Origin of the sequence: Bordetella genomosp. 9, assembly GCF_002261425.1 — a bacterium.
In the GTDB taxonomy this organism is placed as follows: Bacteria; Pseudomonadota; Gammaproteobacteria; order Burkholderiales; family Burkholderiaceae_B; genus Bordetella_C.
This window is the reverse complement of sequence record NZ_NEVJ01000003.1, coordinates 235731-253349: the sequence shown is the minus strand read 5'-3', so window position 1 is coordinate 253349 and position 17619 is coordinate 235731. Positions and strand designations below refer to the sequence as shown.

Genomic DNA, 17619 nt, shown 5'->3' with positions numbered 1-17619 from the left:
GCATGTCGGAGCAACGACACAACGAATTGGGCATCCATCCCCTGGATCCGGGCGCGGCCGGCGCGGGGGAGTTGCTCAAGCGCGACCAGATCGTGCGGCGCACCCGCCTGCTGGTGCTGGTCGTCCTGCTGCTGCTGGCCCTGGGCGCGGCGCGCACGGTGGTCAGCCGCATCCAGAGTTCCAACGAGCTGGCGACGGGCACGCAGGAACGCGCGAAGCAGTACGTGCAGACCACGCAGGCCACCACGCCGGAAAGCGGCCAGTCGCTGGCCCTGCCCGGCACCCTGCAGGGCTACGTGCAGGCGCCCCTGTCGGCGCGCGCCAGCGGCTACCTGAAACGCTGGACCAAGGACATCGGCAGCCGCGTGGAAAAAGGCGACGTGCTGGCCGAGATCGAAACGCCCGAAATCGACCAGCAGCTGTCGCAGGCCGTCGCCGCGCGCGAACAGGCCAAGGCCGCCCTGGCGCTGGCCAACAGCACGCTGGCGCGCTGGGAAGCCCTGCGCCGCAAGGACGTGGTTTCGCAGCAGGACCTGGAAGAAAAGCGCGGCAGCGCGGCGCAGGCGGCCGCCAACCTGGCGGCGGCGCAGGCCAACGAGCAGCGGCTGCGCCAGCTGGAAGGATTCAAGCGCATCGTCGCGCCCTTCTCGGGCATCATCACGCGCCGCAATGTCGACGTCGGCGACCTGATCGACGCGGGCAGCGGCCGCCCCTTGTTCCTGATGTCGCAGACCGATCCCCTGCGCGTGTACATCAACGTGCCGCAGCGCTACGCGCAGCTGGTCAAGCCGGGCGAACACGTGACCGTCACCCAGGCGGAGCTGGGCGGCCAGAAATTCACCGGCACCATCGCCCGCACCGCGGCATCCATCGACCTGGCCACGCGCACCATGCAGGTGGAAATCAGCCTGCGCAATCCGGAAAGCAAGCTGCTGCCGGGCGCCTACGTGTCGGTGGCGCTGGACCTGCCCGCCGGCGACACGCTGGCGGTGCCGACCAATACGCTGCTGTTCCGCCGCGAAGGCACCATGGTGGCCGTGGTCGGCGCCGATGGCCGCATCGAGCTGCGCCGCATCACGCTGGGCCGCAACTTCGGGCAGGCCATCGAAGTCGCCGACGGCCTGCAGGCCACCGACCGCATCGTGCTGAACCCGGCGGACTCCCTGGCGACAGGCGATATCGTGCAGGTGGCGCAGACCCAGACCAAGGCGCCCACGCCGGTCCCCACGCCCGCCATCAGCACCAGCGGCCGCGCGCCGGGAAGCGAGCAATGAGGGCCTGGATCGGTACGCTGGCGGCGCCGCTGCTGCTGTCGGCCTGCGCCGTCGGGCCGGACTACGCCACGCCCAAGGTGGATGTTCCCGTGACCTGGAAGCTGGAGTCGCCCTGGCGCCAGGCCACGCCGGCCGATGCGCTGGACAAGGGCGAATGGTGGCTGCGCTACAACGACCCCACGCTGAACCGCCTGCAGGCGCAGGCCCTGACAGCCAACCCCACGCTGGCGATTTCCGCGGCGCGCCTGGCGCAGGCCCGCGCCAATGCCGACGTCAGCCGCTCCGGGCTGTTTCCCGCGCTGAGCGCCGGCACGCGCGTGTCGCGCTTCAAGATATCGGGCAATCGTCCGCTGACGAATTACGCGTCGCCGCAGTACTCCACGGTGCAGAACGACTACAACTTCTCGTTCAACGCCAGCTACGAAGTGGATCTGTTCGGCCGCGTGTCGCGTTCGGTCGAAGCGACGTCGGCCACCGCGCGGCAGGCCGAAGCCGACCTGGCGAACGCGCGGCTGGTGCTGACCGCCGAACTGGCGGCCAACTACGTCAACCTGCGGGCGCTCGATACCGAAATCGACGTGGTCAACCGCTCCGTCGCCCTGCAGCGCCGCGCGCTGGAGCTGATCACCGCGCGCTATGACGGCGGCGCCGCGTCCGGACTGGAAGTCGCCCAGCAACAGGCCCTGCTGGACAACACGCTGACGCAGGTGGAAGTCCTGGCGCGGCAGCGCGCGCAGTTCGAACATGCGATCGCATCCCTGACCGGCACGCCGGCGCCCAATTTCGAATTGCCGCCCCAACCGCTGACGGCGGCCATGATGCCGCCGGCGATCCCGCTGGGCCTGCCTTCCGACCTGCTGGAGCGCCGGCCCGACATCGCCGCCGCCGAGCGCGCCATGGCCGCGGCCAATGCGCAGATCGGCGTCGCCACCGCGGCCTTCTATCCCAGCATCATGCTCAACCCCAGCATAGGCGCGGACAGCCGCGAGATCGGCGCGCTGCTGGATGCCCCCAGCCTGCTGTGGTCGGTGGGCGTGTCCGCCGTGCAGACCCTGTTCGACGCCGGCCGCACCCGCGCCAACGTCAATTTCGCGCGCGCCGGGTACGACGCCACCGTGGCGAACTACCGCCGCGTGGTGCTGGGCGCGATGCAGGAAGTGGAAGACGGCATCACCGGGCTCGCCGCCCTGGACCGCGCGACGGCGCAGTCGCAAAGGGCCGTGGCCGATGCGCGCAAGGTGCTGGACATGGCCGCCGACCGCTACAGCGGCGGCGCCACGACCTATCTGGATGTGATCACCGCCCAGCAGTCGGTGCTGAATACCGAGCGGCAGGCCGCGCAGCTGAAGGGCCAGCATCTGCTGGTGTCGGTCTTTCTGGTGAAAGCCTTGGGCGGCGACTGGCACAAGGGGCAGCAGCCGGCCGCGGCGGCGGTCTCCAGCACGGCCCCGGCCCGGGGCTCGGATGCCGGTGCGCTCGACCCCGGCACCGTCGCGCGGCGCGACTCAGGCACCTCCGCTCAATAACGCGACATAGGCGGCCAACGATTCGGCGTGCCGGCTCGTCGCGCGCAGGCCGATATGCCCGTCCGCGCGCACCGCCAGCAGCATCATGTCGGCGACGCCCACTTGCCGCGCCGCATCGGGCTCCAGATAGGCGTCCACGTCGGACACCCCCGAATTGGCCGCCAGCACCACCATGTTTTCGATGACGAAGCCGTCAAACAGCGGCCGTAACTGGCGCCGCATGCGCGTCAGCGACTGCGGGCCGGTCTCCAGGCCGCCGATCAGGAACACCGTGTGGCCCTGGCCGGTGACGTAGCGATGCAGCAGGCCGGTGCCGCCTTCCGGCAACAGGATTTCTATCCGGTCCGACAGGCGCTGCCCGGGGCCCAACACGGCCGCGGGCTCACCCATCACGATGGGAGAAGCCGCATAGTCGATGTTCATTTCCGCCTCGGCCACGGCCTCTTGATGCCGTGTTTCGCCATCCTCGAACGCGCGGCGGATGGCGGCATCGCGCGCGTCGCGCTCCCCGCGGGCGACCATCTGCGCATTTTCGGCTGCGTCGCCGGACGCCAGCACCCTATCCGCGACGGGACGCCGTTCGGCGTGATAACTGTCCAGCAAAGCCTCGCCGCAATGGCCATGCGCCACCAGGGCAAGCTTCCAGGCCAGGTTATAGGCGTCCTGCAAACCGGTATTCATGCCATGGCCCTGCGCCGGACTGCAGGTGTGCGCGGCGTCGCCCGCCAGCAGTATCCTGCCCGCGCGGAACTGTTTTGCCACCTTGGCGTGGCAGTTGAAGCGTGTCGGGTGCGATACGTCGTGAAAACGGGCGTCCGGCAAATAGCCGCGCAAGGTCGCCAGCGCATCGGCCACCAGGTCGGAATCGGCCGTCGGGGGCCGCAGATAGACGCGCCAGCGCCGGTCCGGCAGCGCGGTCAGGATGACCGGAATGTCGTCCAGGTAAGCGTAGTTGCTCTCGAAGGCATCCGGCCAGTCGCTGATGCCGGCATCGAAAACCGCCCATGGTTCGGCGATATCGTGGCCCTCCTGTTCGATGCCCGCCAGGGTGCGCACGGCGCTGTGGTGGCCATCGCATCCCACCACCCATTGCGCCAACACCTCGCTCGCGCCGCCCGCGTGTTCGATGGTCGCGCGCAAGCCGCCGGCCTCCTGGCGCAGGGCGACCAGCCAGGTACCACGCTGAACGCCACCTCCCTGCCGAGCGAGATAGCCGGCCAGCAGGGCCTCGGTAACTTCCTCGGAAACGCCGATGTTGAAGGGATAGCGGGAGCCGCACAGGTGCAGGTCGATGACGCCCAGCACCGCGCCGTTGGCGTGCAGGCGCGCGCGCCGCTGCTTGACCCCGGCCGTCAGCAGCGGCTCGAGTATGCCCAGGGACTCGAATATTTCGAGTGAACGAGGATGGACGACCGTCGCGCGATCCCACTCCATCGGCCGGTCATGCGCGTCGATCAGCAGGCATTGCACGCCGCGGCGCTGCAATTCGGCCGTCATAAGCAGGCCGGTGGGACCCGCGCCAACCATCAGGACCGCCGCCGTCATCGTCATAGCCTCTCCCCGGGAGCACCCGCCACGCCGCGCGGTACGGCCTAGTATCCCGGCCGGGCGTCGCGAAAGGCAACAAAAAAAGGCGCCGTCCATCCATGGGAACGGCGCCTTTTTCGGTATACGAGCCAGGGGACCGCCTGAATCCCCCTGCGGAGATCCCGGGATACGGCCTGGTACCCCAGGGGCGTTTCGGCGCGGCTTACTTATCCGTGTACTTCTTTTCCAGTTCGTCGTACAGCGGCTTCTGCACCAGGCGCTGGCGCTCCAGGAAAGGCGCGACCAGCGTCGGGTCTTCCTTCAGCAGGCCGTCTTTCCTGAGCAGGCCCAGGGCGCGCTGCATGCCGGCAACCGCGCTCTGCAGCGCCGCGTTGGCGTACAGGATGATGCCGTAGCCCATCTCGCCCAGTTCCTGCGCGGTCAGGGCGGGCGTCTTGCCGCCGATCACGATGTTGATCAATTGCGGCTTGTCCAGCAGCTTGGGCAGCGCGCGGACTTCTTCGAGGCTTTCGGTGGCCTCGACGAACAGGATGTCGGCGCCGGCATCGGCAAAGGCCTGGGCGCGTTCCACGGCGGCCTCGAAACCCAGCACCGCGCGCGAATCGGTGCGGGCGATGATCAGGAAATCCTGGTCACGGCGGGCATCGGCGGCGGCGCGGATCTTGGAAAGCATCTCGGGCAGCGGCGCGACTTCCTTGCCGGAGAAATGGCCGCAACGCTTGGGAAACAACTGGTCTTCCAGCTGGATGGCATCGGCGCCGGCGTGCTCGAGCGCGCGCACCGTGTGCCATACGTTCACGGCGTTGCCGAAACCCGTATCGCCGTCGACGATGATGGGCACGTCGACCGCCTCGCGCAGGCGCGCCGTGGCGTCGGCGACGTCGCGCAGGCCGATGATGCCCAGGTCCGGCACGCCGTAGTGCATATTGGTCAGGCCGGCGCCGGTCAGGTAGACGGCCTCGAAGCCCTGGTCCTGCACGACACGGGCGCTCATGGCATTGAAGGCGCCGGGAACGAGCAGCCCATTGCGCTGCTCCACCCGGCGGCGCAGGCGCTGTTTCGTTGTTTCGCTCATGATGATGTCTCTTTACGCGTTGATGGCGGGGCCGGGGCGGCCCTCGGCACGCGGGCCGTGGCGGGACAAGTCCCGCGCGGCCGCGGCCGTTGCAGTCTAGTCAGACCGCTGCGGCAGGTCAAACGCGCATGGCGTCCGTTCAGTAATGAAAGGTATTCATCAATGATACGGATCGCGCCTCAGCCCAGTCGCTTGACCCAGGCGGCGCCCGTTTCGCGGGTGCCCAGGGTGCCGCCCACGTCCTTGGTGCATTCGCGGGCCGCGACCGCGTCGGCCAGCGCCTGCTCGATGGCCGATGCGGCCTGCACGAAGGCCTGCTTGCCCTTGCGCTGCCCGTACCAGTTCAGCAGCATGGCGGCCGACAGCACCTGCGACGCCGGGTTGGCGACGTTCTGGCCGGCGATATCCGGCGCCGAACCGTGCGCGGCCTGGCCCATGGCGTGTTCGCGGCCGGCATTGAGCGACCCGCCCAGGCCCAGGCTGCCCGACATTTCCGCCGTCAGGTCCGACAGGATGTCGCCGAACATATTGGTGGTGACCACGACGTCGTAGCGGTCCGGCGCGCGCACCACGTGCGCCATCATGGCGTCCACGATCACGTCGTCGACCCGCACTTCCGGGAATTCCTTGCCGACCTTATGGCACTCGTCAATGAACATGCCGTCGCCCATCTTCAGCACGTTCGCCTTGTGGACGATGGTGACGTGCTTCTTGCGCGTCATCGCCAGTTCGAAGGCCGAGCGCGCGATGCGCTCGCAGCACAGGCGGGTGATCCGGCGCAGAGATACGACCACGTCGGGCGTGATCAGCATTTCGCTGCCGCCGGACTCGATGTTGCGATCGGCGTAGAAGCCTTCGGTGTTTTCACGCACGACGACCAGATCGAATTCGCCCAGGCGTACCGGCACGCCCTTGTAGGTGCGCGCCGGCCGGATGTTGGCGTAGAGGTCCAGCTTCTTGCGAAAGTACATCGACGGATTGATTTCGCCCTTGGCCTCGTCCTTGAAGTCGTACGTCGACATCGGGCCCAGCATCAGCCCGTCGGCGGCGCGCACCTTCTCCAGCAGGGCCGGCGTGACCGTCGCGCCATGGCGCTTCAGGCTCTCGTGGCCGGCAATGTCGTGATCCAGTTGCAGGCCCAGACCGAAACGCCGGTCGACGGCTTGCAATACGTCGACGGCAACCGCCATGGTTTCCGGACCGATCCCGTCGCCGGGCAACACTACGATTTTCATGTGATTTCCTCGATAGGGATGGATGCAAGGCCGCGGGACTGGCCCGCCGCCGCGCCACGCCGGCGCGGCCGGCGCTTCAATCCAGCTTCATGCCCGACTGCTTGACCACGCCCTTCCACAGGGCCAGTTCGCTATGCAGGACGCCGCCGAAATCCGCCGGGGAGCCCTTGAACGATTGCGCGCCTTCGTCGGTCAGGCGCTGGCTGACCAGCTTGGCCGCCGCCGCATCGTTCACGGCGGCGTTCAGCCTGGCGATCACTTCCGGCGGCGTGCCGGCCGGCGCGAGCACGCCCCACCACGTGCTGACGTCGAAATCCGGAATGCCGGCCTCGGCCATCGTGGGCGTATCGGGGAACAGCGGCGAACGCGCCTTGCTCGTCACGGCCAGCAGCTTGACGCGGCCGTCCTTGACCTGCGGCAGGATGGTCGGCACGGTGGCGAAGAACACCTGCACGCGCCCGGCCAGCAGATCCAGCGTGGCGGGACCGCTGCCCTTGTAAGGCACGTGGATCATCTGCACGCCGGCGCGCTGCTTGAACAGCTCGCCCGACATATGGTTGATGCTGCCGTTGCCGGCCGAGCAGAAATTGATCTCGTTGGGCTTCTTCAGCGCCAGTTCGCGCAATTGCGCGACGTTGTCGACCGGCACGTCCTTGTTGGTGACGACCAGCAGCGGCCCGCGGCCGATCATGGCGATGGGCTGGAAGGATTTCTCCACGTCGTACAGGGTGGTGCCTTCCGCCGCGGCGTTGGTCACGAAGGTCGACGTGGCGAACAACAGCGTATAGCCGTCCGGCGCCGCATGCGCCACCAGGTTGGCGCCGATCGCGCCGCCGCCGCCGCCGCGGTTCTCGACCACGATCGCCTGGCCCAGTTTTTCGCCCAGGGTGCGCGCCATGTCGCGCGCGATGCTGTCCGTGCCGCCGCCGGGCGCGAACGGGACGATCAGCCGTATCGGCTTGTCCGGATAGCCGCCGGCGGCGCCTTGGGCCGTGGCCAGGGCCGGAAGCATGGCGGCAATCGCCGCCATCAGGCAAAGGCGCCGGGATAGAAACCGCGTCTTGAACACTTGCTGTGTCTCCTGTCGTTGGACGTCCGGCGCTGACCGGGTAGCGGCGCGCCATCGATATGGTTAATGCATATCTTTGCATACAAAAATGGCGGAAGCAAGGCTAAAACGGGGACGACCTTTCGGCGAGACGGCGCCGCAGGGCTTACCATAGAACTGGATTCGCAACGCGAGACCCTCTCGAACCCACGCGACGGCACGGCCGCCGGCGCCAATACCAGGAGACCATCCGTGAATGCATTGACCCAACGACTCGCCCGCCCCGACCTGCTGCGCAGCGCCTGCTACATCGACGGCAAATGGCATGAGGCTGGCAAGGGCCCGACCATTCCCGTGAACAATCCTTCCACGGGCGACATCATCGTGGCGGTCCCCAAACTGGGCCGTGCGGAAACCGAACACGCCATCGAACGCGCGGCGGCCGCCCTGCCGGCCTGGGCCGCCCGCCCGGCCAAGGAGCGCGCGATCATCCTGCAGCGCTGGGCCCAGTTGATGATGCAGCACCAGCAGGACCTGGCGGCCATCATGACCGCCGAACAAGGCAAGCCGATCACGGAAGCCGCCGGCGAAATCGGCTATGCCGCCTCCTTCCTGGAATGGTTCGCCGAAGAAGCCAAGCGCATGGACGGCGAAGTCCTGCAAAGCCCCAAGGCCGGCCAGCGCATGATGGTGCTGAAGCAGCCGGTCGGGGTTACCGCCGCCATCACGCCGTGGAATTTCCCGGCGGCCATGATCACGCGCAAGCTGGGCCCGGCCCTGGCGGCCGGCTGCACCATGATCGTCAAGCCCGCGCAGCAGACGCCGCTGACCGCGCTGGCGCTGGCGGTGCTGGCCGAGGAAGCCGGCGTGCCGGCGGGCGTCATGCACGTCATCACCGGCAGCTCCAGCGATATCGGCGCCGCGCTCTGCGAAAGCGAGATCGTGCGCAAGCTCAGCTTCACGGGCTCCACCGAAGTCGGCCGCAAGCTGATGGCGCAATGCGCGCCCACCATCAAGAAACTGTCGCTGGAGCTGGGCGGCAACGCGCCTTTCATCGTGTTCGACGATGCCGACCTGGACAAGGCCGTGGAAGGCATACTCGCCTCCAAGTTCCGCAATGCGGGCCAGACCTGCGTCTGCGCGAACCGCATCTACGTGCAGTCCGGCATCTACGATCAGGTCGCCCGGCGGCTGGCCGAAAAAGTGGCCGCGATGAAGGTCGGCGACGGCTTCGAAAAAGGCGTCACGCAAGGACCGCTGATCGACGAAAACGCGGTGAAGAAAGTCCGCGAACATATCGACGACGCGACCCGCGCCGGCGCGAAAGTCGTCACCGGCGGCAAGGCCCATGCGCTGGGCGGCACGTTCTTCGAACCGACCGTGGTGCGCGACGTGACCCAATCCATGCTGTTCGCGCGCGAGGAAACCTTCGGCCCGGTCGCGCCCCTGTTCAGGTTCGATACCGAGGAAGAAGCCCTGAAGCTCGCGAACGACACCATCTTCGGCCTGGCGGCGTACTTCTACACCCGCGACAACGCGCGCGTGTGGCGGGTATCGGAAGGACTCGAATACGGCATCGTCGGCATCAACACCGGACTGATCTCCAACGAGGTCGGCCCCTTCGGCGGCGTCAAGCAGTCCGGCCTGGGCCGCGAAGGTTCGCGCCATGGCCTGGACGAGTATGTGGAGCTGAAATACCTGTGCGTCGACATCGGCGCGTAACGCCGCTGGCGTCAAAAGCGCTGGAACATGCGGTCGATCCAGTATCGGACCGGCCCCGTCGGCGCGGGAGCCGCCCGGCGCGCGGGCGGTCCCGGTTCCGCTACCGCGCCGGCGCCCGCCGCGGTAGCGGCCGGCCCCAGCGCCGCCGCATGCTGGCGCAATCGGGCGCGGATGATCGTGGCGTCGCGCGGCAGCGCGGCCAGCACGCGCGGGAACACCCGCGGATGCGCGGCCAACATGACACAGTCCGCGTAACCGGGCAGCCTGGGATTGAACAGCAGCTCCAGCGACACGCGCCGTTCCGCCCACCAGATGCCGGTGTTCGGCGCGCCCAGGATGAAGCGCGGCATCGACTCGACGACGTGCGGCAGTATCGCGGGGTGCGTCAGCACCGCGCCGTACTCCTGGATGGCGGCGACCGCGCCGTTCCTGGAGGCCTGCAACAGGCCGTGGTAGCGGCCGGGCGCCGCCGTGGTGTCCACGTTCGGCATGAGCAGCCTGGGCAGTTGCGCGGCGATTTTCGGCTCCGCGGCCACGACGTCGGCCAGCAAGGCGCCATAAGCCTTGATGATCCCGGCCTTGCCGGCGCACAAGGCATGCCATATCAGCTTCTCGCTGCCGGGATGCGTGCCCGCCAGGATCGCCAGCATGCAATGCCGGATCGCCGGCTGGATCGCTTCGTCGACCAGCATGCGATGCAGCGCCGCCATCGTCGACGCATCGCGCTTCAGGGCGATTTCCGTCACGTCTGAACGAAACGCGCCCGGATCGTGGAACAGGCCGGGCAGGCCCTGGGCGACCATCTCGCGCAAGCCGGGCATCGCCAGCAGATGACGCAGCAGCCGGTGCAGCGCGCCCGCGCCGGCGCTACCCGTCGCGCGGGCCAGGGATCTGAGCAGATGGTTGCCGTCGTAGCCCCTGAAGGTGTGGGCAATCGCATTGCCCAGCCGGCTCCGGTCGGCGTGGATGGTCCAGTCTTCCGTCATGAGTTCCCGCACCGCGTCGATGGCGGCGGCATTGTTGCTCTCCAGCCAATGCTGCAGCCGGGTCCGCGCGGTTTCGGGATTCTTCTCGGCCAGCAAGGTCCAGGGATCGGGGTACCACGCGCGCGCCAGGACCTTCGCGGGCTCGCCCAGGTGCATGACTTCGTCCATCCAGCGCCGGCGCTGGTTGACCGGCAGCTCGATCGCATGGGGCAGCCGCTCCTGCAGGGCTTGCACGGCCTGGTCGCGAGGCAGGAGGTTGATCAGGCCGGTCTCGGCATACCAGGCGCTGGCGATCGCCTTGCCCTGCTCCCAGCGTCGCACGGCCTCGCGCGCGAAGCGCTCTCGTTCGGCTGGCGGCAGCTCGGTCCGCAGGTAGTGGCTATCCCGCAGCAGGTATTGGTTCGCCTGCTCCGGGTCCAGGCGCCGCAGCAGGGCCAGGATGTCCTGCGCTGTCCCCAGCCAGCGGGCCTGCACCCGCATCAGGTCGGCGGGATCGTCGCTGGCCAGCAGCCGACGCACCGCCGCGGCGGGCGGCAGCACGAGGTCGGACCATTCCCCCAAGTCGGTGATGTCGATGGCTTCGACGTCATCGTGGTCGCGCCATGACATCGCGCCCTCGCCCGCCGACGCGCGCCACAGCCGCCACGACACCAGCGTGCCGTAGCGATAACGCGCCAGATACCGGCCATCGTGCTCCACGGGCTCGCCCACCGGCACGGGCACGCCCGCCAACAGGCCCTGGCTGGCCATGGCCTTCAGCAGATCCACCGCGATGAGCGAAGGATCGTCCAGCACGTCGTAGCGCTCGCCATCGGCATCGAGCCGTACGAAGGCGTGCAGGCTCAGTTGTTCATCGGCCAGGCCAAGCTCCTGCCTGATCCCCCGGAAGACCGCGCCGAAGGACTCCGTTCGCGCGCTCGTACAGGCGCCGGAAGACGCCGCCGCATCTTCCAGCACCGCGCTGCGGAACCCGGACAGCAGATCCTGGGCGATCGTCGACGCGATACGGTCTGGCGTCAGGGCCGCCAGGACCTTGGCGCGGCAGCTCGCCAGGAATTCCGAGCCCATCCACGGCGCGAGCGGATCGCCGACGCGCGCCAGCCCCACCGCGTCGGCGAGGTGGTCCCATGCCTTGTTCACGTAATGCTGCTGGTTGCCGCGGAAATTGGGTTCTGTCCTATATCGTTCCGTGACGGCTTCCTGCAGGACCGCGCGGACCACGCGATGCTTGGCCTGCCACAGGCGGCTGCGCAGGCCGCCCAGGGTCAGCGACAGATCGGCTTCGACCTCGATCACATTGCCGGCCACGCCCGGCGCGCACACGCCGATGCCCAACGATAGATTGCGTATCGCCGCCACCAGGTGTTCCGGGCGCATGCGCGGATCCGCGAGCATCGCGCAGATCGTGTCGAACGAGCGCTTGACGGCGCCGTCCAGGATCTCGGCATGGGCCACGAAATAGGCCTGTTCGAAACGGCGCTCATAGAACTGGCGAAAGCGCATATCCATGACGACCGCGTCGTCCATCTTCAGCCTCCGGCAGGTGGCGGCGATGTACTCCATGTTCCGGCGCACTTCCCCACGGTATTGGGCGAACCGCGGGCCATTGCAGAACGCCTGATGCGATCCGTCGCGGCTCGGCTCATAACTGGTGTGCGATGCACTCCGGCCGGGTTCGCGCGCGACATCGTCCGGTGCGGCCGTTTGCCGGGGTTCGAAGAAGGCCGGCAGAAAGCCATACGCGGGCGTCGCGGCGGCGGGCGAAAAGGAAAGTGGCATGGGGACTCCTGGACCAAGAGCGCTGAGTAACTCCGCCGGCTTCCGGTTCCGGCTGCCGCCGTGCCGCGATCCTGCGATCCCCCCATAGACGCGGCCTCGGAATGGCCGGCAAGAACTTTCGATGGGGGACTGCTACTCAACGCCATTTCGATAGTCCGCCCCGACATCGCCGCCTGACATCGCCACCGTACTTCGCCGCCCGACGTCGCTTCCCGACATCCCCTCCGTCACGCCGCCTTCGCGGCGGCGGCGACCGCCCAGCAGGAGCCCGACTTGAACATCCCCCCGCGCGGAAACGCACCTTCCCCTTTGACGCCGCCGCTTGCCGACCCGCCCGCCCAGGGGACCGGCGACCAGGCCCGCGTGGTCTGTTTCGCGGACCTGCTGCACGCGGTGGTGATAGGCGATCCCGCCGCGCCGCTGTTGATGGCAGCGGAAGCGCACCTGCGCGAGCTGCATGCCACCGACTACGGCGCCGCCGCGTTGCGCCAGCTGCGCGCGGTGACGGAACAACTGGGCTGCCATCCCATGCTGGACTTCGGCGCCGGTGTGGCGGCCGTTCCCGTCATTTCCATGCCGCCGCCGGCGGGCGCCGCGGCGCAGGCCATGCAATCGCCCGCCGCCGGTTCGCAGAACCTTGACGCATTGCGCGCGGCGGTCGCCGCCGGCGCGCGCGCACAACTGCGCCTGCTATGCCAGCACTACTTCGGCACGCCATCGGGCGCCGCTGCCACCTCATCGTCGGCCCCACCCACGGCCGGCGGGCCGATACGCCAGCCCCGCCTGCATCCGCGTCAGGCCAGCAATCGCGTCATCCGCTACGCGCCGCCAGGGCCGCCTCCCCATGCCGTGGGCCAACGGGCCGACCCGCCACGGTCGCTGTGCGCGATCGTAGAACAATGGATAGGCCAGGCCAATCCCGAATTGACGGCGCGCTGGCGCGACATCGCGCGGACCGCCGCCGGCGATCGGTCAGCGGTCGCCGTCTTCGACAGCTTCCTGCGCACCCTGACGTTTTCGCACATCTACGCGGCGCCGGCCACGCGCGTCGAGGTCGCCCGCTGGCTGGAACAGGCCGCGCAGCCCGGCCGCGAGAACCTGCGCGCGGAGGCCTTCCGGATCTGCGAAGAAGGCACGAACATGTGCCGCGACAACGCCCTGCTGACATGGAACCGGCTGAAAATGCTGATGCTCAAGGAAGACGTCCTGGCCGGCAAGTTTGCGGGCGAGCTGTCCGTCATCGTCAAGCTGGGCCTGGACACCCTGCGCATGGACATGATCGAAGCGATCGCGCAGGACAAGATCATCGCGCTGCACAAGCTGAACCGCGATCGGCTGCAACAGCGCCGTGTGCTGATGCCGCGCCAGCCCTGGCCAGCGCAACCGGCCCGGCCGGGCCAACCGGGACAACCGGGACAACCGGGCCAACCGGGACAATCCGCGCAAGCCGCCGCGAGCGTGCAGATCCCATTCGATCCGATTGAAATCATGCTCGACTATCACGTCAGCCTGCTCAAGGAACTGGACCTGCCGCTCAGCGTCCAGGAGATAAACTTCCCGAGCCTGAGTCCCGTCACGCGCGAAGACATCTCAAGGGCACGCGACGCCATCCTCAACGTCGAGCAGCAGTGGTTCCATGAATACCTGATGCTGGATTTCGCGCCCTTCCTGCTGGAAGTGCGGCGGCAGATGGGCCCGCAGCAATGCGCCGAGGCTGAAGCCGAACTCCACGCCGGCCTCGATGGGCTGGAGGAACGCCTGGCCGAGCGCCTGGATGCGGTCGGGGCATCCGGCAGCGAACAGGCGCGGCTGAACATGGGCGTCAGGCTGGGACTGGAGCTGCGCTACAACACCTGGCTGCCGCATGCCAATGCCGCGCTGGCCAGGGCGGGTCTGGCGCCGTTGCCGCCCATGAATACGTCGTCTGTCGAATTACGTCCTTGGGGAACGCACACCCGTTGACGGCCGATGAGCGTCCACCTCGACCTTCACGCCGCGTCCTTCCAGGCGGGCACGGATGATGATCGCGGTGAGCGGCACGGCATCCACGATGTGCGGCAGGATGGCCGGGTCCCTGACCAGGTCGCGATACGCGGGGTAGCCGGGCGCGCTCATGTTGAACAGCCTGTCCAGGATCTCGTACCGCGCCTCCGGCCACCGTCGATGCCCCGTCTTGGGATCGATGGGCGGCGCGGCCAGCACGAGTTCAGGCAGGACGTGCCGGACATGCGGCAGGATGGCGGGGTGCGCCAGGACCTGGTGATAGGCCTCGATGGCCTGCGTCGCACCCGCGATGCAGGCATCGAGCAAGGCATGGCAGCCCGGCCGATCGCCATGCGGTGACGCCACCCGGCCGCGGCCAGGCGCCGGTTCAGGTTCGGGCAGCCATTTGGGCATCAGCAGCCGCGCGATCCAGCGCGCGCCATCGGGCGTGTTCGCCATATCGGCCAGGAAGGTCCCATACGCAACGATGAAATCCTTCTTGCCTGTGGCCAGGACGTAGGACATCGGATAGCCAGGATAAGCGCCGCTGCCGTACAGGATGGACGGCAAGTCCGGCCCGATCCGCGGGAGCAGTTGCGGGTCCAGCAACAAGCCCCGAAAAGCCCGGGACCTCGCCGCCTCCCCTGCTTCGAGCACGTACAGCACATTGCTGGGGAACAGGTCCGACAAGCGGCGGCCATATCGTTCGCTGGCCGGCGAACCGAACGACAGCTGGCGCAGCAGGCGCCGGGCCGCATCGATGGTGGCGGGGTCCCTGGATACCGCGACCCTGCCTGCTTCGTCCAGGCACCAGCCGCAGGCGCGGCCCTGCGGCGTGGATACCGAAGACCCGGCGACCCGATCGGGCGTCCTGGACACGCTGCCGGCGCCCCAGCCTTCCGCGGCCATCTGGCACACGGCATCCAGCGCACGCACGTTGTCGCTTCCCACCCAGTACTCCAGCCGCGTGCCCTGCAAGGCGTGCGTCGATTGCGTCAGCAGGGTCCAGGGATCTGGGCACCACAGACGCGCCAGATCGCGCGCCGGCTCGCCCAGATGCATGATCCGGTCCAGCCACTGGCCGCGGCCTTGCATGGGAACATGGTCCGCCAGGTACGTCAGGTTGTCCCGGAGATACCGGATCGCCGTATTGTGGGCAAGCTGCAGCACCAACCAGAGTTCGGACTGCCAGGCACGCGCCAGCACGTAGCCGGGTTCGCCCAGCTGTATGGCCTTGGCCAGCAGCGCATCACGTTCCCCGGTCGGAAAGTCGGTCAACAGATAGGGCAGATTGTGGCCCAGGTACTCGACACCCTGCTGCGTCGACAGGCGATTCAGCAAGCCCAGCAGGGGCCGCGCCGAACCCAGCCATTCCGCCGGAATACTCATCAGCGCATCCAGGCTGGTCGCCTGCAAGGTGGTCGCGGGCGCGCCGGGCCATAGCTCCGGACCCGCGTGGCCGTCGTCCGCCAGCCACGCGCGCAGCGCGTGCAGGTTCACCGGTTCGGCGCCGACGTGGGCTTCCCATGGCAGGGATACGCCCGATATGTCGGGCGGCGCGGCCGGCGCCCCGGCCGTCGTCCGCGCCGAGGCGTCGTTGGAGACCGGGGCGTCGCGCTGCAAGCGCCATCCCAACAGGGCGCCGTACATGAACACCTCGCCATGGCGTCCGTCGCCCGCCACGAAATCCGCCAGGCGCAGCGGCATATCGGCCAGCAGGCCGTCGGCGCTCATCGCCTTCAGCAAGGCCAGCGCGATCAGCGCGGGATCGTCCCGCACGCGGTAGCGCCGGCCGTCGTCATGCAGCTGCAGGAAGGACTCGAGCCCGAGCTGGCTGACGGTCAGGCCCAGGTCGCGACGGATATCCTCGACGATGTCGCACAAGCGGCTCCATTGCTCCGCGGTGCATGCACCATAAGGCGCGTCCGCATCGGAAATGGCACGGCCGCGAAACATGGACAGGCATTCCTCCGCCATCCTGCAGGCGATGCGGTCCGGCGCCAGCGCCGCCGTGGCCTTGGCGCGGCAGGCAGCGATGTAACCCGCGTCGTAGCCGCATTCGTCGGCGTCCTCGGGGTTGCCTTCGACGGATGGCAGGCCCAGGTCGCCGGCGATCGCGTTCCACAGCTCGTTGACGTAGTAGAGCTCGTTTTCCTCGGCCAGTTCGAAGCTGCCGTATATCCGGTCGACCTCCTGCCGCAGGACTTCGCGCACGATCTGCTCCTTGACCATCCAGAGCTTGCCGCACAGCCCTTCCAGCGACTGCGCCAGCTCGCGGTCCGCGGCGATCAGGTTGGCGACGATGCCCGACGCGCAGACCACGACACCCAGCGACAGTTCGCGTATGGCGGTCATCTGCCGATCCGGGCGCGCCGCCGCCCGCGCCAGCGTGTCGCAGAAGCCGTCCAACGCCCGTTTGCCGGCGCTGTCCATCAAGGGGAGCTCGTGCTCCGTGTCGAAGTAGTCCGCTTCGAAGCGATGCCTGTACAAGGTGCGGAAGCGCGCTTCGATGGCGCCGGCGTCCGGCATGCGCCGCTGCCGGCACAGGTCAATGATGAACTCCAGCCGGTCCAGGAATTCGCGCCGGTACGCCGTGAACTGGCCGCCGTCGCGGAACGCCTGGTGCGGGCCGTCGCGGTCGGCGTCGTAGCGGATACCGGATCGACGCCCCGCGGCGTCGACGTCGGTTTCGTTATTGTCCGCGTTGCCCGGGGCGGCTGCGTGTCGCGTGTGGAAAACCGGCAGGAAACCCTGCGCCGGCGCCATGGGCAATGGCGTGGAAAGCGGATATGGCATGACGGACCTCGGCGAAATACCGCGCTGAGTAACCGTGACATGCGGCGGTTCCGCGCCGCGCCGCCAGGAACCTATCGATAAGCCCGGAAACGTACCTGCGTCGCCGCGTTCGCGGCGTACTTACCAGGAGATCGACGTATGTCCATCAACTTCCCTCTGGTCTCGTCCCTGGGCGCCGTGCTGGTCAGTACCGCCGCCAACGACGCCTTGCCGCAAGACGACGGAACGAACGGCATGAGCATTGCCTTCGCCAGCCATTCCAGGCCTCTGCACGTCGCCGTCGCCAACGAAGTGCTGAATCCCGGCTGGAACGCCGGCACCACGGAGCAGATCTGCGACAGGCTGGCGCAGGCCAAGCGCGTCGTCTCGTCCCAGCTCAAGGAATCCGCGTGGGACCAGGAATTCAACAAGCTCAAGCTGGACATGCAGGGCGCCTTGAGCAAGACCTTCCTGATCAAGCCCCACGAAGAACGGATGAAGCATCGGGACGGCCTGAAAGCCGCGCTGACCCAGCTTGCCGATCACATGAAGGCCGGTCCGGATAAATACGTGGGCGACTTCGCGCCCTTCATGCCCGACAAGGAAAGCTGCATGGCAGCCTACAAGCCGTCCAGCCCGGACGACCTGATACCCGCCTGATAGCGGCG

11 protein-coding genes are annotated in these 17619 nt (G+C 68.0%); 5 read left to right on the top strand and 6 right to left on the bottom strand.

Annotated features, from left to right (window positions below; translation table 11 throughout):
- Positions 1–2 precede the first annotated feature (2 nt).
- Both CAL26_RS12370 and CAL26_RS12365 read left to right on the top strand, forming a co-directional pair.
- On the top strand, positions 3–1274 hold the full coding sequence (locus tag CAL26_RS12370; RefSeq protein ID WP_094847223.1) for an efflux RND transporter periplasmic adaptor subunit: 1272 nt from the start codon (positions 3–5) through the stop codon (positions 1272–1274).
- Entirely contained in the window at positions 1271–2800 is a 1530-nt protein-coding gene (locus tag CAL26_RS12365) for an efflux transporter outer membrane subunit (protein WP_094847222.1), read from the top strand. The genes CAL26_RS12370 and CAL26_RS12365 overlap by 4 nt, the downstream gene beginning before the upstream one ends.
- Here CAL26_RS12365 and CAL26_RS12360 read toward each other — a convergent pair.
- The 4 genes from CAL26_RS12360 to CAL26_RS12345 form a co-directional block, all read right to left on the bottom strand.
- A complete protein-coding gene (locus tag CAL26_RS12360) occupies positions 2780–4351 on the bottom strand; it encodes an FAD-dependent monooxygenase (protein WP_094847221.1) in 1572 nt (523 codons plus the stop codon). The two genes, CAL26_RS12365 and CAL26_RS12360, sit on opposite strands and share 21 nt — an antisense overlap.
- Before the next feature lie 199 nt (positions 4352–4550).
- The gene (locus tag CAL26_RS12355) at positions 4551–5423 is read right to left on the bottom strand and encodes an isocitrate lyase/PEP mutase family protein (protein ID WP_094847220.1); all 873 of its coding nucleotides are present in this window, start codon (positions 5421–5423) and stop codon (positions 4551–4553) included.
- A gap of 179 nt (positions 5424–5602) precedes the next feature.
- The gene (locus CAL26_RS12350; protein ID WP_094847219.1) at positions 5603–6658 is read right to left on the bottom strand and encodes an isocitrate/isopropylmalate dehydrogenase family protein; all 1056 of its coding nucleotides are present in this window, start codon (positions 6656–6658) and stop codon (positions 5603–5605) included.
- 76 nt (positions 6659–6734) lie between these two features.
- Positions 6735–7670 carry a tripartite tricarboxylate transporter substrate binding protein gene (locus CAL26_RS12345; RefSeq protein WP_094849833.1) on the bottom strand — a complete coding sequence of 312 codons (936 nt, stop codon included), beginning with the start codon at positions 7668–7670 and terminating at the stop codon, positions 6735–6737.
- Between the two features lie 288 nt (positions 7671–7958).
- On the opposite strand from CAL26_RS12345, the gene CAL26_RS12340 reads away from it, so the two are divergent.
- Complete coding sequence (locus tag CAL26_RS12340; RefSeq protein WP_094847218.1) at positions 7959–9428, top strand: NAD-dependent succinate-semialdehyde dehydrogenase; 1470 nt, start codon at positions 7959–7961, stop codon at positions 9426–9428.
- Positions 9429–9439: 11 nt separating this feature from the next.
- Here the strand turns inward: CAL26_RS12340 and CAL26_RS12335 are convergent, their stop codons facing one another.
- Complete coding sequence (locus CAL26_RS12335) at positions 9440–12193, bottom strand: hypothetical protein (RefSeq protein ID WP_094847217.1); 2754 nt, start codon at positions 12191–12193, stop codon at positions 9440–9442.
- 273 nt (positions 12194–12466) lie between these two features.
- Between CAL26_RS12335 and CAL26_RS12330 the strand changes: the two genes are divergently transcribed.
- Entirely contained in the window at positions 12467–14155 is a 1689-nt protein-coding gene (locus CAL26_RS12330) for an NEL-type E3 ubiquitin ligase domain-containing protein (RefSeq protein ID WP_143277422.1), read from the top strand.
- Here CAL26_RS12330 and CAL26_RS12325 read toward each other — a convergent pair.
- The gene (locus CAL26_RS12325; protein ID WP_094847215.1) at positions 14126–16972 is read right to left on the bottom strand and encodes a hypothetical protein; all 2847 of its coding nucleotides are present in this window, start codon (positions 16970–16972) and stop codon (positions 14126–14128) included. The genes CAL26_RS12330 and CAL26_RS12325 overlap by 30 nt on opposite strands.
- 138 nt (positions 16973–17110) lie before the next feature.
- Between CAL26_RS12325 and CAL26_RS12320 the strand changes: the two genes are divergently transcribed.
- A complete protein-coding gene (locus tag CAL26_RS12320; protein ID WP_094847214.1) occupies positions 17111–17611 on the top strand; it encodes a hypothetical protein in 501 nt (166 codons plus the stop codon).
- The last annotated feature ends 8 nt before the right edge of the window (positions 17612–17619 follow it).